Origin of the sequence: Streptomyces sp. NPDC050388, from assembly GCF_040655635.1 — a bacterium.
Classification (GTDB): domain Bacteria; phylum Actinomycetota; class Actinomycetes; order Streptomycetales; family Streptomycetaceae; genus Streptomyces.
This window is the reverse complement of the sequence record NZ_JBFAKH010000018.1, coordinates 1-22,896: the sequence shown is the minus strand read 5'-3', so window position 1 is coordinate 22,896 and position 22,896 is coordinate 1. Positions and strand designations below refer to the sequence as shown.

Annotated in this window: 21 protein-coding genes, 5 tRNA genes and 1 pseudogene; 11 read left to right on the top strand and 16 right to left on the bottom strand. The window is 70.5% G+C overall.

Annotation, left to right across the window (positions count from 1 at the left end; all coding sequences use genetic code 11):
• Positions 1 to 4: 4 nt before the first annotated feature.
• Together AB0I73_RS12945 and AB0I73_RS12940 are read right to left on the bottom strand one after the other, a co-directional pair.
• Entirely contained in the window at positions 5 to 1,015 is a 1,011-nt protein-coding gene (locus AB0I73_RS12945) for an NAD(P)H-dependent glycerol-3-phosphate dehydrogenase (protein ID WP_363036641.1), read from the bottom strand.
• On the bottom strand, positions 1,012 to 1,863 hold the full coding sequence (locus AB0I73_RS12940; RefSeq protein WP_363036639.1) for a lysophospholipid acyltransferase family protein: 852 nt from the start codon (positions 1,861 to 1,863) through the stop codon (positions 1,012 to 1,014). Before AB0I73_RS12940 ends, AB0I73_RS12945 begins: the two co-directional genes overlap by 4 nt.
• Before the next feature lie 158 nt (positions 1,864 to 2,021).
• Between AB0I73_RS12940 and cofC the strand changes: the two genes are divergently transcribed.
• Together cofC and AB0I73_RS12930 are read left to right on the top strand one after the other, a co-directional pair.
• A complete protein-coding gene (cofC, locus tag AB0I73_RS12935) occupies positions 2,022 to 2,660 on the top strand; it encodes a 2-phospho-L-lactate guanylyltransferase (RefSeq protein WP_363036637.1) in 639 nt (212 codons plus the stop codon).
• Positions 2,661 to 2,669: 9 nt separating this feature from the next.
• Positions 2,670 to 2,873: a hypothetical protein gene (locus tag AB0I73_RS12930; protein WP_363036635.1), complete on the top strand. Its 204-nt coding sequence runs from the start codon at positions 2,670 to 2,672 to the stop codon at positions 2,871 to 2,873.
• 92 nt (positions 2,874 to 2,965) lie between these two features.
• Here the strand turns inward: AB0I73_RS12930 and AB0I73_RS12925 are convergent, their stop codons facing one another.
• From AB0I73_RS12925 to leuC, 4 genes are all read right to left on the bottom strand, one after another.
• A complete protein-coding gene (locus AB0I73_RS12925) occupies positions 2,966 to 3,589 on the bottom strand; it encodes an HU family DNA-binding protein (protein ID WP_363036633.1) in 624 nt (207 codons plus the stop codon).
• A 136-nt stretch (positions 3,590 to 3,725) separates the two neighbouring features.
• Positions 3,726 to 3,956, bottom strand: a complete 231-nt coding sequence (locus AB0I73_RS12920; protein WP_109383772.1) for a hypothetical protein — start codon at positions 3,954 to 3,956, stop codon at positions 3,726 to 3,728.
• A gap of 265 nt (positions 3,957 to 4,221) precedes the next feature.
• Entirely contained in the window at positions 4,222 to 4,824 is a 603-nt protein-coding gene (gene leuD, locus AB0I73_RS12915; RefSeq protein ID WP_363036630.1) for a 3-isopropylmalate dehydratase small subunit, read from the bottom strand.
• A 6-nt stretch (positions 4,825 to 4,830) separates the two neighbouring features.
• Positions 4,831 to 6,258: a 3-isopropylmalate dehydratase large subunit gene (leuC, locus tag AB0I73_RS12910; protein WP_363036628.1), complete on the bottom strand. Its 1,428-nt coding sequence runs from the start codon at positions 6,256 to 6,258 to the stop codon at positions 4,831 to 4,833.
• Positions 6,259 to 6,511: 253 nt separating this feature from the next.
• On the opposite strand from leuC, the gene ndgR reads away from it, so the two are divergent.
• A complete protein-coding gene (ndgR, locus tag AB0I73_RS12905) occupies positions 6,512 to 7,225 on the top strand; it encodes an IclR family transcriptional regulator NdgR (protein ID WP_109381164.1) in 714 nt (237 codons plus the stop codon).
• A 140-nt stretch (positions 7,226 to 7,365) separates the two neighbouring features.
• Here the strand turns inward: ndgR and AB0I73_RS12900 are convergent.
• The 9 genes from AB0I73_RS12900 to AB0I73_RS12860 form a co-directional block, all read right to left on the bottom strand.
• Positions 7,366 to 7,438 (bottom strand) — tRNA-Glu (locus AB0I73_RS12900).
• A 28-nt stretch (positions 7,439 to 7,466) separates the two neighbouring features.
• Positions 7,467 to 7,538: transfer RNA gene (locus AB0I73_RS12895), tRNA-Gln, on the bottom strand.
• A gap of 22 nt (positions 7,539 to 7,560) precedes the next feature.
• Positions 7,561 to 7,633 (bottom strand) — tRNA-Glu (locus AB0I73_RS12890).
• Between the two features lie 86 nt (positions 7,634 to 7,719).
• Positions 7,720 to 7,792, bottom strand: a tRNA-Glu gene (locus AB0I73_RS12885).
• A gap of 40 nt (positions 7,793 to 7,832) precedes the next feature.
• A tRNA-Gln gene (locus tag AB0I73_RS12880) sits at positions 7,833 to 7,904 on the bottom strand.
• 91 nt (positions 7,905 to 7,995) lie between these two features.
• Complete coding sequence (locus AB0I73_RS12875; RefSeq protein WP_363036626.1) at positions 7,996 to 8,727, bottom strand: HAD family hydrolase; 732 nt, start codon at positions 8,725 to 8,727, stop codon at positions 7,996 to 7,998.
• Positions 8,728 to 8,807: 80 nt separating this feature from the next.
• On the bottom strand, positions 8,808 to 10,292 hold the full coding sequence (gene gltX / locus AB0I73_RS12870) for a glutamate--tRNA ligase (protein ID WP_363036624.1): 1,485 nt from the start codon (positions 10,290 to 10,292) through the stop codon (positions 8,808 to 8,810).
• Positions 10,285 to 11,070, bottom strand: coding sequence for a fumarylacetoacetate hydrolase family protein (locus AB0I73_RS12865; RefSeq protein WP_363036622.1), 786 nt, complete (start codon positions 11,068 to 11,070; stop codon positions 10,285 to 10,287). Before AB0I73_RS12865 ends, gltX begins: the two co-directional genes overlap by 8 nt.
• A gap of 231 nt (positions 11,071 to 11,301) precedes the next feature.
• Entirely contained in the window at positions 11,302 to 11,490 is a 189-nt protein-coding gene (locus tag AB0I73_RS12860; RefSeq protein ID WP_363036785.1) for a hypothetical protein, read from the bottom strand.
• Positions 11,491 to 12,098: 608 nt separating this feature from the next.
• On the opposite strand from AB0I73_RS12860, the gene AB0I73_RS12855 reads away from it, so the two are divergent.
• From AB0I73_RS12855 to AB0I73_RS12820, 8 genes are all read left to right on the top strand, one after another.
• Entirely contained in the window at positions 12,099 to 15,935 is a 3,837-nt protein-coding gene (locus AB0I73_RS12855; protein ID WP_363036620.1) for a nitrate- and nitrite sensing domain-containing protein, read from the top strand.
• Between the two features lie 9 nt (positions 15,936 to 15,944).
• Positions 15,945 to 16,358 (top strand): roadblock/LC7 domain-containing protein, encoded by a 414-nt coding sequence (locus AB0I73_RS12850; RefSeq protein WP_363036776.1) that lies wholly within the window; start codon positions 15,945 to 15,947, stop codon positions 16,356 to 16,358.
• 111 nt (positions 16,359 to 16,469) lie between these two features.
• Positions 16,470 to 16,865 (top strand): DUF742 domain-containing protein, encoded by a 396-nt coding sequence (locus AB0I73_RS12845; RefSeq protein WP_109381170.1) that lies wholly within the window; start codon positions 16,470 to 16,472, stop codon positions 16,863 to 16,865.
• Positions 16,846 to 17,436, top strand: a complete 591-nt coding sequence (locus tag AB0I73_RS12840; protein WP_109381171.1) for an ATP/GTP-binding protein — start codon at positions 16,846 to 16,848, stop codon at positions 17,434 to 17,436. The genes AB0I73_RS12845 and AB0I73_RS12840 overlap by 20 nt, the downstream gene beginning before the upstream one ends.
• 374 nt (positions 17,437 to 17,810) lie before the next feature.
• Positions 17,811 to 21,005 carry a nitrate- and nitrite sensing domain-containing protein gene (locus AB0I73_RS12835; protein ID WP_363036617.1) on the top strand — a complete coding sequence of 1,065 codons (3,195 nt, stop codon included), beginning with the start codon at positions 17,811 to 17,813 and terminating at the stop codon, positions 21,003 to 21,005.
• A gap of 10 nt (positions 21,006 to 21,015) precedes the next feature.
• On the top strand, positions 21,016 to 21,429 hold the full coding sequence (locus AB0I73_RS12830) for a roadblock/LC7 domain-containing protein (RefSeq protein WP_055493648.1): 414 nt from the start codon (positions 21,016 to 21,018) through the stop codon (positions 21,427 to 21,429).
• Between the two features lie 94 nt (positions 21,430 to 21,523).
• Positions 21,524 to 22,096, top strand: coding sequence for a DUF742 domain-containing protein (locus tag AB0I73_RS12825; RefSeq protein WP_363036615.1), 573 nt, complete (start codon positions 21,524 to 21,526; stop codon positions 22,094 to 22,096).
• The gene (locus AB0I73_RS12820) at positions 22,077 to 22,658 is read left to right on the top strand and encodes an ATP/GTP-binding protein (RefSeq protein WP_109381174.1); all 582 of its coding nucleotides are present in this window, start codon (positions 22,077 to 22,079) and stop codon (positions 22,656 to 22,658) included. Before AB0I73_RS12825 ends, AB0I73_RS12820 begins: the two co-directional genes overlap by 20 nt.
• A 151-nt stretch (positions 22,659 to 22,809) precedes the next feature.
• Here AB0I73_RS12820 and AB0I73_RS12815 read toward each other — a convergent pair.
• Positions 22,810 to 22,896 (bottom strand): annotated as a pseudogene (locus AB0I73_RS12815) (acyl-CoA carboxylase subunit epsilon); the annotation flags it as partial.

The window sequence follows — 22,896 nt, the reverse complement described above, 5'->3', positions numbered from 1 at the left end:
TCGCTCAGCGTCGCTCGGGTTTCGCGCTGCGCGACATCAGCTCCTTGAGGGCGACCACCGGCGACTTGCCCTCGTGCACGATGCCGACGACCGTCTCGGTGAGCGGCATGTCGACGCCGTGCCGGCGGGCCAGGTCCAGCACCGACTCGCAGGACTTGACGCCCTCGGCGGTCTGCTTGGTGACCGCGACGGTCTCCTCGAGGGTCATGCCCTTGCCGAGGTTGGTGCCGAAGGTGTGGTTGCGCGAGAGCGGTGAGGAGCAGGTGGCCACCAGGTCGCCCAGGCCGGCGAGTCCGGCGAAGGTCAGCGGGTCCGCGCCGAGCGCCACGCCGAGCCGGGTGGTCTCGGCGAGCCCGCGGGTGATGAGCGAGCCCTTGGCGTTGTCGCCGAGCCCCATGCCGTCCGCGATGCCGACGGCCAGCCCGATCACGTTCTTCACCGCGCCGCCCAGTTCGCAGCCGACGACGTCGGTGTTGGTGTACGGGCGGAAGTACGGCGTGTGGCAGGCGGCCTGGAGCCGCTGGGCCACGGCCCCGTCGGTGCAGGCGACGACTGCGGCGGCCGGCATCCGGGCGGCGATCTCACGGGCGAGGTTGGGTCCGGTGACCACGGCGATCCGGTCGGCGCCGGCTCCGGCGACGTCCTCGATCACCTCGCTCATCCGCATGGCGGAGCCGAGTTCGACGCCCTTCATCAGCGACACCAGGACCGTGTCCGGGGCGAGCAGCGGTTTCCATCCGGTGAGGTTGCCGCGCAGCGTCTGCGAGGGGACCGCGAGAACGGTGAAGTCGGCGTCGCGCGCGGCCTCGGCGGCGTCGGTGGTGGCCCGCAGGTTCTCCGGGAGTTCGACACCGGGCAGGTAGTCGGGGTTGGTGCGGGTGGAGTTGACCGCTTCCACGAGTTCGGGACGCCGTGCCCACAGCACGACGTCGCATCCCGCGTCGGCGAGCACCATGCCGAAGGCCGTGCCCCACGATCCGGTGCCGAACACGGCGGCCTTGACCGGTTTGCTCACTTGCCCAGCCCCTCTTCCCGCGCGACGGCCCGTTCTCCGGGCCTGTGCTCCTCCTGCCGCCGGTCCTCCGGCGATCCGTGCTCAGGCGCCCCCTCCTGCCGCCTCGGCCGGGTCTGGGCCCGGGTCTTGCGACCCTGCTCCGAGCGCTCGCGGCGCGGGTCGTAGGGCACCTCGGGGGCCTTCTCCCCGCGGATCTCCTCCAGCAGACGGGTCACCGCCGCCATGATGGCCTCGGTTGCCTCCTTGAGCAGCTCCGGAGTCATCTCCCGGTCGTAGAAGCGGTCCAGGTCCACGGGCGGTCCGGCCAGCACGCGGTGGGTCTTGCGCGGGAAGAAGCGGGGCTTGGTGGCGTACGGCGGCAGCACCTCGTTGGCGCCCCACTGCGCGACCGGGATGACGGGGCACTTGGTCTGCAGGGCCACCCGCGCGGCACCGGTCTTGCCGGTCATGGGCCAGCCGTGCGGATCACGGGTGAGGGTGCCCTCGGGGTAGAAGGCGACGCACTCACCGCGCTCCACGGCGTCGATCGCGGCCCGGAAGGCGCTGAGCGCGTCCGTGCTTTCCCGGTAGACGGGAATCTGCCCGGTGCCCCGCATTGCGGCACCGACGAATCCCTTCTTGAAAAGACCGCTCTTCGCCAGGAATCGCGGAACGCGCCCGGTGTTGTACTGGAAGTGCGCATAGGCGAAGGGATCGATGTGCGAATTGTGGTTTACCGCGGTGATAAATCCGTCCTCAGCCGGAATGTTCTCCATTCCGCGCCAGTCCCGCTTGAGCAGAACCACCAGCGGCGGTTTACAGAGAACCGCGGCGAAGCGGTACCAAAAGCCGATTCTGCGGCGCGGCACAGGGACACCTTCCTCTAAGTCCTGGAACCGGGGGCCAGGCGGGCCGCACAAGTGTCGCCCCGGGCCGCCGGTCTGTCGAGAACACCGTACGCCCCGACCCCCTGGCCACCGGGTGCCACGGGGGACAATGGCGACGACGAGAGAGGGACGTAACACGCGTGCAGTGGACCTTGGTGGTACCCCTGAAACCACTGGCCGAGGCCAAGAGCAGGCTCGCGGACACCGCGGACGACGCGGTGCGTCCGGGGCTGGCCCTGGCCTTCGCTCAGGACACGGTCGCGGCCGCGCTGGCCTGCCGCGCCGTGCGCGAAGTGGTGGTCGTCACGGGCGACGCCCTGGCCGGCCGTGAGCTGGCCGCGCTCGGCGCCCACATCGTCTCCGACGAACCGGGCGGCGGCCTGAACGCGGCACTCGCGCACGCGGCCGTCGCCGTGCGCGCCTTCCGGGACGCGGGGCCCGTGGCGGCCCTCAACGCCGATCTCCCGGCGCTGCGCCCGGCCGAATTGGCCCGCGTCCTCGACCGGGCCGCCGCCTTCCCGCGCGCATTCCTCTCCGATGCCGCGGCCGTCGGCACCACGCTGCTCTCCGCGGCACCGAACGAGGAATTGAGTCCCTCCTTCGGCCCCGGTTCCCGGGCCCGGCACCGGGCGTTCGGAGCCGTCGAACTCTGCCTCGACGCGGTGGATTCCGTACGGCAGGACGTGGACACGGGCGACGATCTGCGGGCGGCGCTGGCGCTGGGCGTGGGGCCGCGCACGGCGGCCGCCACCGCACGGTTGCTGGTCGCGGAGCAGTAGGCTGCCGACATGCAGGCGACCGCGTACACCTACGATCCGGAAAGCCGCAGCGGCCAGGTGCTGCTGGACGACGGCACACCGGTGCCCTTCGACGCGCGGGCCTTCGACGCCGGGGGCCTCAGGCTGCTGCGACCCGGGCAGCGGGTGCGCGTCGAGACCGAGGGCGAGGGCGGGGCCCGGCGGATCACGCTGGTGACGCTCCACACGTTCTGACCCGCCGCGGCGTACGGCGGGATGCCGGACACACCGCGGGCCGGGCTCCGTGACGGAGTCCGGCCCGGCGCGTGAGTACCGCTCGGCCGCCGTTACTTCTTGCGGGCGGTGGTCTTCTTGGCGGTGGTCTTGCGTGCGGTCGACTTCTTGGCGGGCGCCTTGGTGGCCGTGGCCTTCTTCGCCGGGGCCTTCTTGGCTGCCGTCTTCTTCGCCGCGGCGGTCTTGGCGGCCGGCGCGGCCTGCTTGGTGGTGGTCTTCTTCGCCGGAGCCTTCTTGGCTGCCGTCTCCTTCGCCGTCGTCTTCTTGACGGCGGCCTTCTTCGCGGCGGCCGTCTTCGCGGTCTTCTTGGCGGCGGCCTTCTTCACCGTCGCCGAAGCCCCGCCGGACAGGCTGCCCTTGGGCGCCTTCTTGACGGCGACCTCGCCACCGCGCGGCAGCTTCTTCGAGCCGCTCACCAGGTCCTTGAACCCCTGTCCCGCGCGGAAGCGCGGCACCGACGTCTTCTTGACCCGGACCCGCTCGCCGGTCTGGGGGTTGCGGGCGTAGCGGGCCGGACGGTCGACCTTCTCGAACGAACCGAAACCGGTGACGGATACCCGGTCCCCCGCGACCACGGCGCGGACGATGGCATCGAGGACCGCGTCGACGGCGTCGGCGGCCTGCTGTCGACCGCCCATCTTGTCGGCAATCGCTTCTACGAGCTGCGCCTTGTTCACGTCTTCCCCTTCGGAGACATCGCCCGAACGAATCCGTTCAAGCGTTTTCGCACGTTAGGCAGATATATACCGCAAATCAAACACGAAACGGGCTTATCACCCTTGTGCCGCAATGAACTCGGCTGCCTTGACTGATTCAGCGTTCCTCTTCGGGGAATCGACCCTCGTCGAGGTCCGTGATGAACAGTTCCAGCCGCCTTGCCGCGTTGGCGAGATCGTGCTTGGCCGCGGCCGTAATGACCAGCAGCTTCCGGGTCAGCGCCATCCGTACGCCCTCCGGTACTTGCAGTGCGCGCACTCTTGCATGCGCTTCTTTGAGCCGGGCCGCGACCAGCGTGTAGAGCTCGAGTTGGCCGTCGCGTTCCATGCACAGATTGTGCCATCTGGGGCGAGTTGTCGCCTGCGCAGGGGGCAACTGCCGCCTCGGACGGCAGTCCGAGCACGCTCGGAGATCACGCACACGTGACACGTGTACCCCGGCAACCACCTTCATAACGTGGGAAGTTGCAAGGCCTCAAGAGGACGCGCGGGTCCGAACGGGTGCAGACACGGCCGTACCCCCGATCGGTCCGATCGGGGGTACGGAGGGGGGTTGGGGTGGCCGAAAGTCGACCTGCCGCGAGGACTTCGCGTCAGGCGGCCGGCGACGTGATCGTCTGCGGCTTGTGCGCCGGGCGCTTCGCCTCGTACGCGGCGATGTCCGCCTCGCTCTGCAGCGTGATGGAGATGTCGTCGAGCCCGTTCAGCAGCCGCCAGCGGGAGTTCTCGTCGAGCTCGAAGGCGGCGGTGACGCCCTCGGCGCGCACCTCGCGGGCCCGGAGGTCGACGGTGATCTCGGCGGTGGGGTCCGCTTCCGTCAGCTCCCACAGCGCGTCCACGGTCTGCTGGTCCAGGACCACGGTGAGCAGGCCGTTCTTCAGCGAGTTGCCGCGGAAGATGTCGGCGAAGCGGGAGGAGATCACGGTTTTGAAGCCGTAGTTCTGCAGGGCCCAGACCGCGTGCTCGCGGGAGGAGCCGGTGCCGAAGTCGGGGCCGGCGACCAGCACGGTGGCGCCCTGGCGCTCGGGGCTGTTGAGGACGAACTCGGGGTCCTTGCGCCAGGCCTCGAACAGCCCGTCCTCGAACCCGTCCCGGGTCACCTTCTTGAGCCAGTGGGCGGGGATGATCTGGTCGGTGTCGACGTTGCTGCGACGCAGCGGGACGGCCCGGCCGGTGTGGGTGGTGAAGGCTTCCATGACTGATCAGACTCCAGCGGGCGCGGGGGTGTCGGCGGCGAGGTCGGCGGGGGAGGCCAGGTGGCCGAGGACCGCGGTGGCGGCGGCGACCTGGGGGGAGACCAGGTGGGTGCGGCCGCCCTTGCCCTGCCGGCCCTCGAAGTTGCGGTTGGAGGTGGAGGCGGAGCGCTCACCGGGGGCGAGCTGGTCGGGGTTCATGCCCAGGCACATCGAACAGCCCGCGTGCCGCCATTCGGCGCCCGCCTCCTTGAAGACCACGTCCAGGCCCTCGGAGACGGCCTGCAGGCCCACCCGGGCGGAGCCGGGGACGACCAGCATCCGTACGCCGTCGGCGACTTTGCGGCCCCTGACGATGTCGGCGGCGGCGCGCAGGTCCTCGATCCGGCCGTTGGTGCAGGAGCCTACGAAGACGGTGTCCACGTTGATGGAACGCAGCGGCTGGCCGGCTGTCAACCCCATGTATTCCAGGGCCTTTTCGGCGGCCAGGCGCTCCGAGGCGTCTTCGTACGAGGCGGGGTCGGGCACGGCGGCCGACAGCGGCGCGCCCTGGCCGGGGTTGGTGCCCCAGGTGACGAACGGCGACAGTTCGGCGGCGTCGATGACGACCTCGGCGTCGAACTCGGCGTCCTGGTCGGTGCGCAGCGTCTTCCAGTAGGCCACGGCCGCGTCCCAGTCCTCGCCCCGGGGGGCGTGCGGACGGCCCTCGAGGTAGGCGAACGTGGTCTCGTCGGGGGCGATCATGCCCGCGCGGGCGCCGGCCTCGATCGACATGTTGCAGATGGTCATCCGGGCCTCCATCGAGAGCTTCTCGATGGCCTCGCCGCGGTACTCCAGGACGTAGCCCTGGCCGCCGCCGGTGCCGATCCGCGCGATGACCGCCAGGATCAGGTCCTTGGCCGTGACCCCGTCGGGCAGTTCGCCCTCGACGGTGATCGCCATGGTCTTGGGGCGGGTCATCGGCAGGGTCTGGGTGGCCAGCACGTGCTCGACCTGGGAGGTGCCGATGCCGAAGGCCAGGCCGCCGAACGCGCCGTGCGTGGAGGTGTGCGAGTCCCCGCAGACCACGGTCATGCCGGGCTGGGTCAGTCCCAGCTGCGGCCCCACCACGTGCACGACGCCCTGCTCCACGTCGCCCAGCGAGTGCAGCCGGACACCGAACTCCGCGCAGTTCGCCCGCAGCGTCTCCAGCTGGACGCGGGAGACCGGGTCGGCGATGGGCTTGTCGATGTCCAGGGTCGGGGTGTTGTGGTCCTCGGTCGCGATGGTCAGATCGAGCCGGCGCACCCCGCGGCCGCTCTTACGGAGACCGTCGAAGGCCTGCGGGCTGGTCACCTCGTGCAGCAGGTGCAGATCGATGAAGAGGAGGTCGGGCTCGCCCTCGGCGCGCCGGACGACATGGTCGTCCCAGACCTTCTCCGCGAGTGTCCTACCCATCGCTTTCCCTCCGGCCGGCACACACGCGCCGGCCCAACTAGAGATCTGTGAGGAGACGGCGCCCCCGCCCCTGGTCCCGGGCGTCGCCGCCAGGCCCGGTGATCCACGGGCCACGGTGCTTCCTGCTGATCGGCGCACAGCACCGATCGCGTCGTGCGGAATGCGTCGTGCCGATTGCCTCGTACGTCAAGAGTGGCGCGTTCCACCGAAAATTGAACTTGCGTTTCACAGAGTGAGACGCAAGTATCGTTGCATGGACAACAGTAGCGGCGTCGGCGTTCTGGACAAGGCGGCCCTCGTCCTGAGCGCTCTGGAGTCCGGCCCGGCCACCCTCGCGGGGTTGGTCGGTGCGACCGGACTGGCACGACCCACGGCCCACCGCCTGGCCGTGGCACTGGAACACCACCGCCTGGTGGCGCGCGACATGCAGGGCCGGTTCATCCTCGGCCCGCGCATGGCCGAACTGGCCGCGGCGGCGGGCGAGGACCGGCTGCTCGCCACGGCGGGGCCGGTGCTCACCCATCTCCGCGACGTGACCGGCGAGAGCGCCCAGCTCTATCGCCGGCAGGGCGACATGCGCATCTGCGTCGCCGCGGCGGAGCGCCTGTCGGGCCTGCGGGACACGGTCCCGGTGGGTTCCACGCTCACGATGAAGGCCGGCTCCTCCGCACAGATCCTGATGGCCTGGGAGGAGCCGGAGCGCCTGCACCGCGGCCTGCAGGGCGCCCGCTTCACGGCGACGGCCCTGTCGGGCGTCAGGCGCCGCGGCTGGGCGCAGTCGATCGGGGAGCGGGAGCCCGGCGTCGCCTCCGTCTCCGCGCCGGTGCGCGGCCCCTCGAACCGCGTGGTGGCCGCCGTCTCGGTGTCGGGACCCATCGAGCGCCTGACCCGCCACCCGGGCCGTATGCACGCCCAGGCCGTCATCGACTCCGCGGCCCGCCTCTCCGAGGCGCTGCGCCGCTCCTGACCCCACCCGCCCCCTCGGGAACGGGCCCGCCTCAACGCCGCGGCAGGCCCTCCCCCGGGCTCGTGTCCCGCCGCACCTCGGTACGCGGACACGAAGAAGCCCCCCACCGAGGTGGAGGGCTTTCCTTCTGTCTTCCCGTGTACCCCCGACCGGATTCGAACCGGCGCTACCGCCTTGAGAGGGCGGCGTGCTAGGCCGCTACACAACGGGGGCGTGGACTCTGCGTTTCCGCAGGTCCGAGCTGGTCTACCTGGACTCGAACCAAGACTAACTGAACCAGAATCAGTCGTGCTGCCAATTACACCATAGACCAATGATGGTTTAGACCAGTTCAGTACCCCCGACCGGATTCGAACCGGCGCTACCGCCTTGAGAGGGCGGCGTGCTAGGCCGCTACACAACGGGGGCCCTGGCGATCCTCACCCGGCCGGAGCCGGATGGTTTCACCGTGAGGACAGTGGGCGCTACCCGGCCGCCCTCGCGGGATGGATCTGTACCCCCGACCGGATTCGAACCGGCGCTACTGCCTTGAGAGGGCAGCGTGCTAGGCCGCTACACAACGGGGGCTTCGCGGATGAGATCCGCAGGTGCAGATGAGCTCTGCGAGCTGGCCTACCTGGACTCGAACCAAGACTAACTGAACCAGAATCAGTCGTGCTGCCAATTACACCATAGGCCACTGGAACGCAAGCCCCGGAGGGTTCTCGTTCTAGCAGTGCGCTTGAGGTTGGTGGCCTTCCGGCCCGGTCCCCCGCGGCGCAGGAAGAACATTACCCGATGCCGGACCCGGCTCCAAAACGAGTATCCGTGCCGAGGAGCGCGGGGAGTTCGTCGAGGGAGGCGATCCTGCGCGGCCCGACGGGCGGCTCCAGGGCCGCGTACGCACCGCCCCGGTCGATCCACACCGACAGCAGACCGGCCTCCGCCGCGCCCCGGCCGTCGATCTCCGGGTGGTCGCCCACGTACGCGACCTGGTCGGGAGGCAGTGCCAGGGCCTCGCAGGCCGCCAGGAAGGCGCGGGGCTCGGGTTTGGAGACGCCCAGCTCGGCGGCGCACAGGACGGCCTCGAAGCGGTCGTGGACACCGAGGACGCGCAGCTTGCGGTCCTGGACGTGGAGGCTGGAGTTGGACAGCACCGCGTGCCGGTGGCTGGCGGCGAGCGCGTCGAGGACCGGCAGGACGTCCGGGAACAGGGCCCAGGCCGCCTCGTAGTGCACGACGTAGCGCCCGAACCAGTCATCGGCCTCGTCGTCGGTCAGCTCACGCCCCAGGAAGACCCGGGTGCGGTCGCGCCGCTGCGTCTCGAAGTCGACCTCGCCGGCGGCGAACCGGGCCCACTGGAGATCGGTCACCTCCCGCCACCGCGCCAGCGCCTCCTCCACGGAGGCGTACCCGGCCAGCAGCTCCTCGGCCAGCAGGTGTGCCCGCATCCCCTCGCGGTCGGCGGAGGTGTAGTCGAAGAGTGTGTCGTCCACGTCCCAGACGACGGCTCGGATCGCCATGGGACCGACCGTACCCAAGAACGGTGAGGGGCGGCGCCCGGATGCTCCGGACGCCGCCCCTCACCCGCGGTCGGACCGGGCTACCCGGCGAGCTTCGCCAGGGCCGCGTCGATGCGGGTCAGGGTCTGCTCCTTGCCCAGGACCTCGAGGGACTCGAAGAGGGGCAGGCCGACCGTACGGCCGGTGACGGCGACGCGGACCGGGGCCTGGGCCTTGCCGAGCTTGAGGCCGTGGGCCTCGCCGGCGGCCAGGACGGCCTCCTTCAGGGACTCGGGGGAGGTCCAGTCGGCCGCGTCCAGCTTCTCGCGGGCGGTGCGCAGCAGGGCGTCGGAGCCCTCCTTCATCGCCTTGGTCCAGGAGGCCTCGTCGAAGACCGGCTCCGGCAGGAACAGGAAGTCGACGTTGTCGGTGATCTCCGACAGCACCTTCAGGCGGGTCTGCGCGTGCGGGGCGATGGCCTGCCACTTGGCCTCGTCGAAGGCCTCCGGGGCCCAGGGGGCGACGGGCGCCTTCAGCCAGGGGCGGCAGCGCTCGGTGAAGTCCTTCACCTCCAGCAGGCGGATGTGGTCGGCGTTGATCGCCTCGCACTTCTTCAGGTCGAAGCGGGCCGGGTTCGGCTGCACGTCCGCGACGTCGAAGGCCGCGACCATCTCCTCCATCGTGAAGATGTCCTGGTCCGCGGAGAGCGACCAGCCCAGCAGGGAGAGGTAGTTGAGCAGTCCCTCGGGGAGGAAGCCGCGCTCGCGGTAGAGGTTGAGCGAGGACTGGGGGTCGCGCTTGGAGAGCTTCTTGTTGCCCTCGCCCATCACGTAGGGCAGGTGGCCGAAGGCCGGGATCTGCTTCGCGATGCCGAGTTCGGTCAGCGCCTTGTACAGGGCGATCTGGCGCGGGGTGGAGGAGAGCAGGTCCTCGCCGCGCAGGACGTGGGTGATCTCCATCAGGGCGTCGTCGACCGGGTTGACCAGCGTGTACAGCGGGGCGCCGTTGGCGCGGACGATGCCGTAGTCCGGGACGTTCTCCGGGGTGAAGGTCAGCTCGCCGCGGACCAGGTCGGTGAAGGTGATCGTCTCGTCGGGCATGCGGAAGCGGACGATCGGCTCGCGGCCCTGGGCCTTGTACTCCTCGACCCGGGCGTCGGTGAGGTCGCGGCAGTGGCCGTCGTAGCCGGAGGGCCTGCCGGCGGCGCGGGCGGCCTCGCGGCGGGTGTCCAGCTCCTCCTGGGAGCAGTAGCAGCGGTAGGCGTGGCCGGCCTCGAGGAGCTTGGCGGCGACGTCGGCGTAGACGTCCATGCGCTGCGACTGGCGGTAGGGGGCGTGGGGGCCGCCGATCTCGGGGCCCTCGTCCCAGTCGAAGCCGAGCCAGCGCATCGAGTCGAGGAGCTGGGCGTAGGACTCCTCGGAGTCGCGGGCCGCGTCGGTGTCCTCGATGCGGAAGACCAGCGTGCCCTGGTGGTGCTTGGCGAACGCCCAGTTGAACAGGGCGGTGCGGACCAGGCCCACGTGGGGGTTGCCGGTGGGCGACGGACAGAAACGGACGCGTACTGGGGAACCTGCTGCGCTAGCCACGCTTGACAACCTTGTTGGTGAGAGTGCCGATGCCTTCGATGGTGACGGCGACCTCGTCGCCGACGTTGAGGGGGCCGACGCCGGCCGGGGTGCCCGTGAGGATCACGTCGCCGGGGAGCAGCGTCATCGCCTCGGAGATGTTGACGATCAGGTCCTCGATGGAGTGGATCATCTCGCTGGTACGGGCGAGTTGGCGCTGCTCTCCGTTGACCGTGAGCTGGACGGTGAGGTCGCCGGCGGCGGCGATGTCCAGGTCCGTCTCCACCCAGGGGCCGAGCGGGCAGGAGGTGTCGAAGCCCTTGGCCCGCGCCCACTGCTTCTCCCGCCGCTGGACGTCGCGGGCGGTGACGTCGTTGGCGCAGGTGTAGCCGAAGATCACGTCCTTGACCCGGTCGCGCGGGACCTCACGGCACATCCTGCCGATCACCACGGCCAGTTCGGCCTCGTGGTGCACCTCCTGGGAGAAGGAGGGGTACTGGATGTCGTCGCCGGGGCCGATCACCGAGGTGGCGGGCTTGAAGAAGGCGAACGGGGCGTCGGGCACCTCGTTGCCCATCTCCCTCGCGTGTTCGGCGTAGTTGCGGCCGAAGGCCACCACCTTGTTGGGGAGCACCGGGGGCAGCAGCCTGACCTTGTTCACCGGGACCTTGGTGCCGGAGAGTTCGAAGTCCGTGAACGGGATGCCCTTGATGATGTCCAGGACGAGCTCGTCCTGCTGGTCGCCCTCGACCGCGCCGAAGGCGACGTTCCCGTCGATGGAGAATCTGGCGATGCGCACGGGATTCTTGGCCCCTTGACCTTGACTGAGCTGGCTGGAGTCTGACGCTCCAGGCTAACGCGGCAGGCCGCTCACGCCTCGCGCATGACAGGCGGCGCCCCCCTGGAAGAGGGGGGCGCCGCCTGTGAGCGTGGGCCGGCACAGGACCGGCCGGGGCCCGTGCGCCCTGAGCGTTCCGGGGCCGACGCGCGTACTGGTCGGTGGCGGTACCGGGAAAGGCTGAGGAAAGTGCTAGTTCGCGACGGCGGCCGCGACCGGGATCTCCATGAGGATGGTACGCCTGGGGTTGGCGGTCTGGGCCGGGAGTTCGACGGTGTGCTCCTGGTGGACCGGCGTCTGCAGCTCGGCGGCGCCGTCGAGGTGCGCCAGCGTCGTGCGTCGCGGATTGGCGATCTTGTGGAACATCGTCGTCGTCTTCACTGTTTACTCGAACCTGTCCTGTTCACGGGGCGTCCGACGGGGTCCGGGGACCGTCCGTCGGACGCGGGTTGTCTGTTTTGCCATCCCTGTAAAGCGTCAGGCTAAACATCTGATTCCCCGCCGACCGTCGCGAGGGGCCACGATCACCGTGTGAGTTTGCTCACGAATCGACAGCCAAATGGGTCAATCCGGACCGGCGCACCGCTCCGTCGAAACGGACATTGACCCCCTGAATGCACCATTCCGCTCCTGATCATCGCGACTGGGACACCCTCCCGACTCCCTCGAATCAACCCCATTCACCCCCTTTGCGTGAGATCACTTTCTACACCCGGTGACCCGCCCCTCACACGGCGTCACACAAGTCGCGGCATGACCCGCGGGCCTTGTTGGGGCATCCCGCACTGTGCTGGAATTCCCCGGACCGCCGCAGTTATCGATCCGGCGCACAGGGGGCGCACAAACGCGCCATTGTGGCGGTGAGCAAGGGGAACCCACGCCGGTCACTCACGACCACCACGGGGGCGCATTCAGGGCGCCCCTATGACGCCGACACCGTGTCCCGCCGTTCGCGCGGAGGGGCGCCTGGTCCAGAGGTTGCGACGCTAGTGCAGGGACGTTTCAAGAGGGATGGCAGCGCTTCGGCGGAGCCGGAGCAGCACGGCGGGACTGGTCCCAGGGCCGTCGGCTCCTCGCCCCAGCACGCCCAGAACCAGAGCCAGGCCGCGAACGGTGAAGGCGGCGAACGACCCGGCCGCCCCGGAGCCACACCCGCGGGACCGGCGGGCACTCCCCTCGTCCCGCCGAAGCCCCCGAAGGGGCCCGACGGCCCGGGACCGCGCGTGGCCCTGCGCAACTGGCGCATCTCCACCCGTCTGGTGTCACTGCTCGCACTCCCGGTGGTCGCGGCCACCTCGCTGGGCGCCCTGCGCATCAACCAGTCGATGGACGACATCCAGCAGCTCGACAACATGAAGCTGCTGACGGACATCACCCAGGAGGCCACCGAGCTCGCCGCCGCGCTCCAGGAGGAGCGCGACCAGTCGGCCGGCCCGCTGGCGCACGGCGGCAAGGCCACCGACTTCGGGGTCAAGGGCCACCGCGAGAAGACCGACCGCGCTCGGAAGAACTTCCTCGACAGTTCCGAGGAGATCAACAACGCCAGCCGGGACGGCAGCCTCAAGGGCATCCGCGACAACCTGGTCCAGCTCGCCGGCGACCTGGGCGACCTCGAGAAGATCCGCAACACGGCCTATGTGTCGGAGGACAACTCCACCCAGACCGTCGAGGGGTACCACCGTCTGATCGAGAACCTGATCGACCTCTCCCAGGACATGGCCGAGGCGACCAGCAACCCCGAGATGATCCAGCGCACCCGCGCCCTGGCCTCCTTCTCCGCCGCCAAGGAGTACGCGTCGATCCAGCGCGCGGTCCTCGCCGCGGCGCTGCCCGCCGGCAACACCACCTTCGGCAAGCTCTCCGAGAACGACCGGCTCTACGCCGAGTCGGCGCTGGAGAGCCAGAAGTCCGAGCTGCGCAGCTTCAAGAGCATCTACGGCGAGGACAAGGCCACCGAGCTGCTGCTGCCCATCGAGGACGGCAACGCCACCATCAAGGCCACCGACAAGTACGCGGGCCGTGCCCTGGTGTCGGCCGACGGCCTGGAGTCGATGGCCAAGCGGTCCTACCGGGACTGGCTGGACGACAGCTCCACCAAGATCCAGCAGATGAAGAACGTCGAGCACACGCTGCTCGAGGAGATGGAACAGAAGGCCCGTGAGCTGCGCAGCGCCACCGAGCGCGACGCGATCATCTCCGGTGCGCTGATCCTGATCGTGCTCGGTGTGTCGCTGGTCGGCGCCTTCGTCGTGGCCCGCTCCATGATCCGCTCGCTGCGCCGGCTCGAGGACACCGCGACCAAGGTCGCCCAGGAACGCCTGCCCGAGCTGGTCAAGCAGCTGTCCGAGTCCGACCCGCAGGACGTCGACACGTTCGTGGAGTCGGTCGGTGTGCACTCCCGGGACGAGATCGGCCGGGTGGCCGCGGCCTTCGACGACGTGCACCGCGAGGCGGTCCGACTCGCCGCCGAGCAGGCCCTGCTGCGGGGCAACGTCAACGCGATGTTCACCAACCTCTCGCGCCGCTCCCAGGGCCTGATCCAGCGCCAGCTGTCGCTGATCTCCGAACTGGAGTCCCGCGAGGCCGACCCGGACCAGCTGTCCTCGCTGTTCAAGCTGGACCACCTGGCCACGCGTATGCGCCGGAACGGTGAGAACCTGCTCGTCCTCGCCGGCGAGGAGCCCGGCCGCCGGTGGACCCGCCCGGTCCCGCTGGTCGACGTGCTGCGTGCCGCCGCGTCCGAGGTGGAGCAGTACGAGCGCATCGAGCTGACCGCCGTGCCGACCACCGAAGTGGCCGGCCGCGTCGTCAACGACCTCGTGCACCTGCTCGCCGAGCTGCTGGAGAACGCGACCTCGTTCTCCTCCCCGCAGACCAAGGTCAAGGTCACCGGTCACGCGCTGCCCGACGGCCGGGTGCTGATCGAGATCCACGACACCGGTATCGGTCTGTCGCCGGAGGACCTGGCGGCGATCAACGAGCGGCTCGCCTCGCCGCCCACCGTGGACGTCTCCGTCTCCCGCCGCATGGGTCTGTTCGTGGTCGGCCGGCTGTCGCAGCGGCACGGCATCCGCATCCAGCTGCGCCCGTCCGACTCCGGTGGTACGACCGCGCTGGTCATGCTGCCCGTCGATGTCGCCCAGGGGGGCAAGAAGCCCCAGGGCAAGCCCGGTCAGCCGGGTGCCGGCGGTCCCGCCGCCGCGCAGGCCGCGGCCGGTGCGGCGGCGGCGCGGCGGTCCGCCGGTGGCGGTCAGTCCGGCGCCGGTGCCCTCGGTGGCGGCGCGCCCGGTGGTGGCAGGCTCGCCGCCGGCCAGGGTCCGCGGGCCGCGCTGCCCGGACGGGACGGCCAGGGCCGGCCGGGTGCCCCGGGCGGGGCACGTGGCCCGCAGGGTCAGCCGGGCAGGTCTTCGGCGCCGTCGCTGTTCGAGCAGGGCGGTCCTCCCTCCGCGCAGGGCCAGGGCCGTCCGGCCCCCGCAGGCGCGGGTGCCGGCTACGGCGGTCAGGCTCCGGGCGCCCCGCAGGGGCTGCAGTCCCCGGGGCAGGGCGGAGCACAGGGTCAAGGCGGATCGCAGGGCCAGGACCTGTTCGGCGGCCGGGGTTCCGTGCCGCCGCAGCGGGGCACCGGCAACGCCGAGCGCGGCCGTCGTCCGCAGCTGCCGCCGCGTGGTGGTCCGCGCGCCGAGCTGCCCGGCGGCGACCAGCAGCCGCGGGTGCCCAGCTGGAGCGACGAGAACGCCCAGCCGCCGGTGCCCCGGGCCCCGCTGGACGCCCCGCGCGGGCACGAGGAGCCGGACGTCTCCCGGACGAGCTCCATGCCGCGGTTCGACGACCGCCAGGGCCCCGGCGCGACGGCCGAGATGCCCCGCTTCGACGACCGGCAGAACCCCGGCTCCCCCGCCTCCTACGGCGCCTCCGGTGCCGGCGCTCCGCAGAACACCGGCCAGTACGGCCGGCCCGACGCGAACAACGCCCAGTTCGTCCGCGGCGACATCTACGGCGCTCCCTCGGACCGGTACAACGGACAGAACCCGTCCGACACCGGCCAGTTCGCCGCCCCGCAGGGCTACGACAACGGCTCCGCCGACCGGTACCCGGCTCCGGAGCGGAACGGCGGCGCTCCCGCGCGGCACGCTCTCCCGGAGCGCCCGAACCTCGCGGACCCGGCCTCCACCGGCCAGTTCGAGCGTCCGCAGCCGAACGGACCGCGTGGAGGGGTGGGCCCCGACTTCGGCGCCCAGCGTCCCGCGGCTCCGCAGCAGCAGCCGGGCCGCGGGCCCGCGCCGCAGCGACCCGGCCCTCAGCGGCCCGGCGACGGCCGCGCGCCGGGCGACGCCTGGGCACTGCCGCCGGCGTCCGGCCCCGGTGACGGACGCACCCCCCTCTACGACACCCTGGAGACCAACTGGTTCCACGGTGCCCGGGAACAGGAGCAGGGCAATCCCCCGGCTCCGGCCCAGCGGCCGCAACAGCAGCAGCCGCAGCAGCAACCTCAGCAGCCGCAGGGGCCCACCGGCCCGCAGCGGGCCGTCACCTCCACCTGGCGCAGCTCGCCCAACGACGAGCTGGTCCGGCAGGCCGAACGCGTCCGGCAACCGGCCGCGGGCGGCGTCACCACCTCCGGCCTTCCGCGCCGGGTGCCCAAGGCGAACCTCGTCCCGGGCACGGCTCAGGAGCAGACCCACCAGAGTGGTCCGCAGGTCTCACGCGCGCCCGACGACGTGCGTGGACGGCTGACCAATCTCCGTCGGGGTATCGCACAGGGTCGTCAGGCCGGCTCCACCCAGACCGGCAGCTTCCCTCGACCCACTCACCAGCAGGAGCGTTAGTTGAGCCCGATGAGCCAGGCGGCACAGAACCTCAACTGGTTGATCACCAACTTCGTGGACAACACCCCCGGGGTGTCCCACACCGTCGTCGTGTCCGCCGACGGCCTCCTCCTGGCGCTCTCCGAGGGCTTCCCGCGCGATCGCGCGGACCAGCTCGCGGCCGTGGCCTCGGGACTGACCTCCCTGACGGCCGGCGCCTCCCGCATCTTCGAAGGCGGCAACATCGCACAGACGGTCGTCGAGATGGAGCGGGGCTTCCTCTTCCTCATGTCCGTCTCGGACGGCTCGTCGCTGGCCGTCCTCGCGCACCCCGAGTGCGACATCGGCCTCGTCGGCTACGAGATGGCGCTCCTGGTCGACCGTGCGGGAGCGGTCCTCACCCCGGACCTGCGCGCCGAACTACAGGGAAGTCTGCTCCACTGACCGGCCCCGACACCACCCGTCTCACCAAATCACCGTCCGGCCGCCACAATCCCCCCACCGGCCTCGTCAGACGGCTTGACTGACCGACTTGCTGTCCCGTCCGGAGGACCCATGACCCCGCCCACCGCCTCTCATGATCCGTACGCGGAGCCGTACGAGGACGAGGGCGACCAGCCACTGGTACGTCCGTATGCGATGACCGGTGGCCGGACCAGGCCCCGCTATCAGCTGGCCATCGAGGCACTGATCAGTACGACGGCCGACCCGGCAGCGCTCATGGGGCTCCTCCCGGAGCACCAGCGCATCTGCCATCTGTGCCGTGAGGTGAAGTCGGTCGCCGAGGTGTCGGCGCTTTTGAACATGCCGCTGGGCGTGGCCCGGATCCTGGTGGCGGACCTCGCGGAGGCGGGTCTCGTCGCCGTCCACCAGCCGGGCGGCGACGAGAACACCGGCGCACCGGACGTGACACTGCTCGAAAGGGTGCTCAGTGGACTTCGCAACCTCTAGCGGCGAGGCGGTCTCCGAGAGCCGCGCCACCACTTCCGCGAAGATCGTGGTGGCGGGCGGTTTCGGCGTGGGCAAGACCACGTTCGTCGGCGCCGTCTCGGAGATCAACCCGCTGCGCACCGAGGCCGTCATGACGTCCGCTTCGGCGGGCATCGACGACCTGACCCACACCGGGGACAAGACCACCACCACGGTGGCCATGGACTTCGGCCGCATCACCCTGGACCAGGACCTGATCCTGTACCTCTTCGGCACACCCGGCCAGGACCGCTTCTGGTTCATGTGGGACGACCTCGTCCGCGGCGCCATCGGCGCGGTCGTGCTGGTGGACACCCGCCGGCTGGCCGACTGCTTCCCCGCGGTCGACTACTTCGAGAACAGCGGCCTGCCGTTCGTGGTCGCCCTCAACGGCTTCGACGGACAGCAGCCGTACCAGCCGGAGGAAGTACGCGAAGCGCTGCAGATCGGTCCCGACACCCCGATCATCACCACCGACGCCCGGCACCGCTCGGACGCCAAGAGCGCGCTGATCACCCTGGTCGAGCACGCCCTCATGGCGCGTCTCCGATAGTCAACGCCACAACTACATACGGCAGTTGCCGTAGACGTTCCGGCGCCGGCTGTGTCCTTGGACACGGCCGGCCCCGGTGTTCATAACGTTTCGGCAGAGGAATCGGGTCATGCCGACACTCGACGCGTTCGGCCCGTTCCCCTATGCGCACGAAGGCCCCGCCTTTTGGCGGGGCTCGCTCCGTTTGACCGTTTTATCTGCGGCTTGCATCACGCCGGAACCCCTCCGTCCGCTGTTTGGAGGAGCACTGGTCGGCATGCTGGAATGCCTGAACTGCCCATTGGTCAAAGACGCACTCAGTAGTCGTTGGCATGCTGGGCTCTGAGACACTGCGGCACAACGTTGGTGCCGACCGCCGAGAGGTTGTTGGTCGAGTGAGGCGAAGCACGAGCAGTCCCGAGCCATCGGCCCGGGGCAACTTCACCCCGCCGCCGCGCGCAGCGGCGCCCACCCCCGTGCACGACGCGGAACCGACTGCCCCGCCCGCTCCGAGCGGCGGCCGCTTCTCCCCGCGCAACTGGCGGGTGGCGACCAGACTGAACGCGATCCTGCTCGTACCCGTGCTGGTCGGCCTGGTCATGGGCGGCTTCCAGGTGAAGGGCTCGATCGACACCTGGCAGGAGGCCGAGGACGCGGAGAACACCGCGCGTCTGGTGCAGGCCTCCCTCACCTACGCCGACGCCCTCTACCGCGAGCGGGACCTCACCGCGGCCCCGTTGCTGCAGGGCAAGGGCGAGGACGACCCGGTCGTCGTCAAGGCCCGTGCCGCCACGGACGAGGCGGCCGACGCGTTCGACGCGGCCGCGCAGAACATGCCGTCCAAGCCGGGCCTGCAGCGCCGGCTGGACGTGCTGCGCGAGGCCGAGCCCAAGCTCACGGCGCTGCGCGCCGCCGCGTACACCTCCAAGCTCAAGGGCGTGGAGACCGAAGAGGGCTACGTCCAGGTGGCCAACCCTCTGATGCAGTTCGCCAACGAACTCGGTCTGGGCACCGGCAACATCACCAGCTACGGCCGTACGGTCTACGCGATCTCACTGACCAAGGCGGCGGTGTCGCTGCAGCGGTCCATCGGTACGCACCTGCTGGTGAAGCCCGGACCCACCGACAGCCAGCTCGCCAGCCAGCGCGTCGCGCTCTCCTCCTACGCCTACCTCGAGGGCATCGCCGTCCAGGAGTACATCGGCGGTGGCACCGAGTCCGACAAGACCAAGCTGACCCAGCTCGAGCAGGAGATCAAGGCGGACGGGGCGGAGCAGGCCAAGGAGGCCGCGGCCCAGGATCCGGACTACGTCCCGCCGCCCTCCGACGCGCCCACGATGGTCGCCGAGGTCGCACGCCTCGACTCCACCGACCCGGCCGCCCGCGCCGAGATAGCCGGCCGCGGCATCACCGCCGAGAACTGGTGGGCGCTCAACACCCTCAAGTTCGACGGCTACCGCCAGATCGAGTCGGACCTCGCCGAGACCGCGGTGGACGAGGCGGCCACCATCGCCGGCGACGCGCAGCGCGACGCCTTCGTCACCGGCAGCGTCGTCGTGGTCGCCCTGCTCGCCGCGTTCATCCTGGCCGGCATGGTGGCCCGCCAGATGAGCCGCTCCATGCGCAAGCTGCGCCACGCAGCCTTCGGCATCGCCGAGCAGCGGCTGCCGACGCTGGTCGACCAGCTCTCCCGCACCGACCCCGGCCGGGTCGACACCCGGGTCGCCCCGATCCCGATCACCTCCACGGACGAGATCGGCGAGGTCGCCCGCGCCTTCGACCAGGTCCACCGCGAGGCCGTCCGGCTCGCCGCCGAGCAGGCGCTGCTGCGGGGCAACATCAACGCGATCTTCACCAACCTCTCGCGCCGCAACCAGTCGCTGATCGAGGGTCAGCTGACCCTGCTCACCGGCCTGGAGAACAACGAGGCCGACCCGGACCAGCTGGAGAACCTCTTCAAGCTGGACCACCTGGCCACCCGTATGCGCCGCAACGGCGAGAACCTCCTCGTCCTCGCCGGCGAGGAGCCCGGCCGCCGCTGGGACCAGCCGGTGCCGCTGGTCGACGTGATCCGCGCCGCCTCCTCCGAGGTGGAGCAGTACGAGCGGGTCGAGCTGTCCGGTGTCCCCGAGGCCGAGATCCACGGCCGCGCGGTGACCGACCTCGTGCACCTGCTGGCCGAGCTCCTGGAGAACGCCACGACGTTCTCCTCCCCGCAGACCAAGGTCCGTGTCACCGCGACCCGTCTCCCCGACGGCCGCGTGATGATCGAGATCCACGACAAGGGCATCGGCCTGACCGCCGAGGACTTCGCGGACATCAACCACAAGCTGGCCAACCCGCCGACCGTGGACGCCGCGATCTCGCAGCGCATGGGGCTGTTCGTGGTCGGCCGGCTGTCCGACCGGCACGGCATCCGCGTCCAGCTGCGCCCCTCGGGCGAGCAGGCCGGTACGACCTCGCTGGTCATGCTGCCGGACGCGATCACCCACGGTGGTGGTGGCGAGGCGCAGACCGGCCCCGACGAGTTCACCGTCTCCCAGATCATCCCGGAGCAGAACTACCCGGGCGAGGACTTCAGCCAGCAGCAGCCGATGCGCACCGCGGCGGAACTCGGCTTCGACGACAGCCGCTACGAGGTCCCGGACGACATCCGCGGCCTGGACCCGGTCGGCCGTTCCCGGATGCGCGAGGAGCGGCGGGCGGCCCTGGAGCCGCAGGGCCCGCAGCCCGCGCTGTCCGGACCGGAGCAGCCCGGCACCGACGAGTTCCCCGCCCCGCAGGGCTACGACAACGGCCAGGGGTACGACGGCGACGGACAGGGCTTCGACGGCGGTCCGGCCGGTTACCCGGACCAGCGGCAGCCCGCCGGATACGACCAGCAGGCGTACGGCGACGGGCAGCAGTCCGCGTACGAGGGACAGCAGCAGCCGGCGTACGACGAGTCGTACTACCAGCCGAACGGTGGCTACCCGGACCCCTCCTACGCCGAGCCGGCCCAGGACGACTGGCCGCAGCAGGACGGTTACCAGAACGGCTACCCGGCGCAGTACCCCGCGATCGCCCCGGAGCCGGAGCCCTCCCCGGCCGCTGACGCGAGCACGCAGGACAGCGTAGGCTTCGACCGTCCGGGACCGGCCCCCTCCGCCGCCCACGAACTCACCGACGCCGGACTTCCGCGCCGCGGGTCCACCGCGAGCGGCACCGGCGGAGCGCGGCGGGCGAACCAGGAGCCGACGCTCCCGGCACCGGCTTCCGCTGCGGCTCCGCAGGGCGACGGCGACAACTGGCGTTCGGCGAACGACGAGCGCTGGCAGCAGGCGTCCTCGCTGCGGAAGCCCAAGGCGGGCGGGGTGACCTCATCCGGTCTGCCGCGGCGGGTGCCCAAGGCCAACCTGGTCGAGGGCGCCGCCGAGACCACCCCTCAGGGAGGCCCCCAGGTCTCCCGCGCCCCGGAAGACATCCGGGGCAGGCTGAGCAACCTGCGGCGCGGCGTCCAGCAAGGCCGCAACGCAGGCAGTGAAACGAACGGCCAGGCCACTGGGAATCACCGCAGTGGTCCTGACAGCACCTACAACCAGGAGCGTTAGTGTGAGCCCGATGAGCCAGGCGGCACAGAACCTGAACTGGTTGATCACCAACTTCGTGGACAACACCCCGGGGGTGTCCCACACGGTGGTGGTCTCCGCCGACGGCCTCCTTCTGGCGATGTCCGAAGGATTCCCCCGCGACCGCGCGGACCAGCTCGCGGCCGTGGCCTCCGGGCTGACGTCGCTGACGGCAGGCGCCTCCCGCATCTTCGAGGGTGGCAGCGTGAACCAGACGGTTGTGGAGATGGAGCGGGGATTCCTGTTCATCATGTCCATTTCCGATGGTTCCTCCCTCGCGGTTCTCGCACATCCCGATGCGGACATCGGTCTCATCGGGTACGAGATGGCCCTTCTGGTCGACCGAGCCGGTACGGTCCTGACTCCGGACCTTCGTGCGGAGCTCCAAGGGAGCCTGCTCAACTGACGGACGGACGGTGCGGTTTGGCGTCCCGTGGCCATAAGGTTTCGGGACGCGGCTACCACACGATGGGTGCCAGGCACAGTCGGAGGAGGAGAAAGTGGTAACACCACCAGACGGATCGTCTTCGGGCAACTGGTCGTACGACCCTGCGCAGGGTCACAACGACGGTTCCCAGAACCGGTACGGCTACCCCTCCCCACCGGACCACCGGCAGCCGTACGCGCCGCAGGGCCCCGGCCCTTCGCCGTACGACCAGCCGCACGCGCCGCACATCCAGCCCGTGCAGCCGCAGCGCCGTGCCCCCGAGCCGACGCCCTCCGGGGCGTCGAACAATCCCCTGGTGCGCCCGTACGCGATGACGGGCGGCCGCACCAGGCCGCGGTACCAGCTCGCCATCGAGGCGCTGGTGCACACCACCGCGCAGCCGCACCAGATGCAGGGCCAGCTGCCCGAGCATCAGCGGATCTGCCACCTCTGCCGGGAGATCAAGTCGGTGGCCGAGATCTCGGCCCTGCTGACCATCCCTCTCGGTGTGGCCAGGATTCTCGTCGCCGACTTGGCGGAGGCAGGACTGGTCGCCATCCATCAGCCCGGCGGCGACGAGAGCGCCGGCGGCCAGCCAGACGTGACACTGCTCGAAAGGGTGCTCAGTGGACTTCGCAAGCTCTAGCGGCGGTCCTTCCCGCTCCACCACTTCCGCGAAGATCGTGGTGGCGGGCGGTTTCGGCGTGGGCAAGACCACGTTCGTCGGCGCTGTCTCGGAGATCAATCCCCTGCGCACCGAGGCCGTCATGACGTCTGCTTCGGCGGGCATCGACGACCTGACCCACACCGGGGACAAGACCACCACCACGGTGGCCATGGACTTCGGCCGCATCACCCTGGACCAGGACCTGATCCTGTACCTCTTCGGTACACCCGGCCAGGACCGCTTCTGGTTCATGTGGGACGACCTCGTCCGCGGCGCGATCGGCGCGATCGTTCTCGTCGACACGCGGAGGCTCGCCGACTGCTTCCCCGCGGTCGACTACTTCGAGAACAGCGGCCTGCCGTTCGTCATCGCGCTGAACGGCTTCGACGGCAACCAGCCGTACAACCCGGACGAGGTGCGGGAGGCGCTGCAGATCGGTCCCGACGCCCCGATCATCACCACCGACGCCCGGCACCGCTCGGACGCCAAGAGCGCGCTGATCACCCTGGTCGAGCACGCGCTGATGGCGCGGCTGCGGTAGCCACTCAGCGCCGGGTTGCGCACTGCCCCCTGCGGCCACTGGGCTGCCGGGGGCTGTTGTGTGCCGTGCCCCGCACAGTCGGCTGTCCCGGTGGTGCCACGCGAAGAGGCCCCTCCTTCTTGAGGAAGGAGGGGCCTCTTCGCGTGTGAGGTCAGCGCCAGCTGTGCGGGGCGCGGAAACCCGGCTCGCGTTCGAGGCGGCGCCAGCCGGCCCTGGCGCGGCCGCGGTGGGTCCGGGC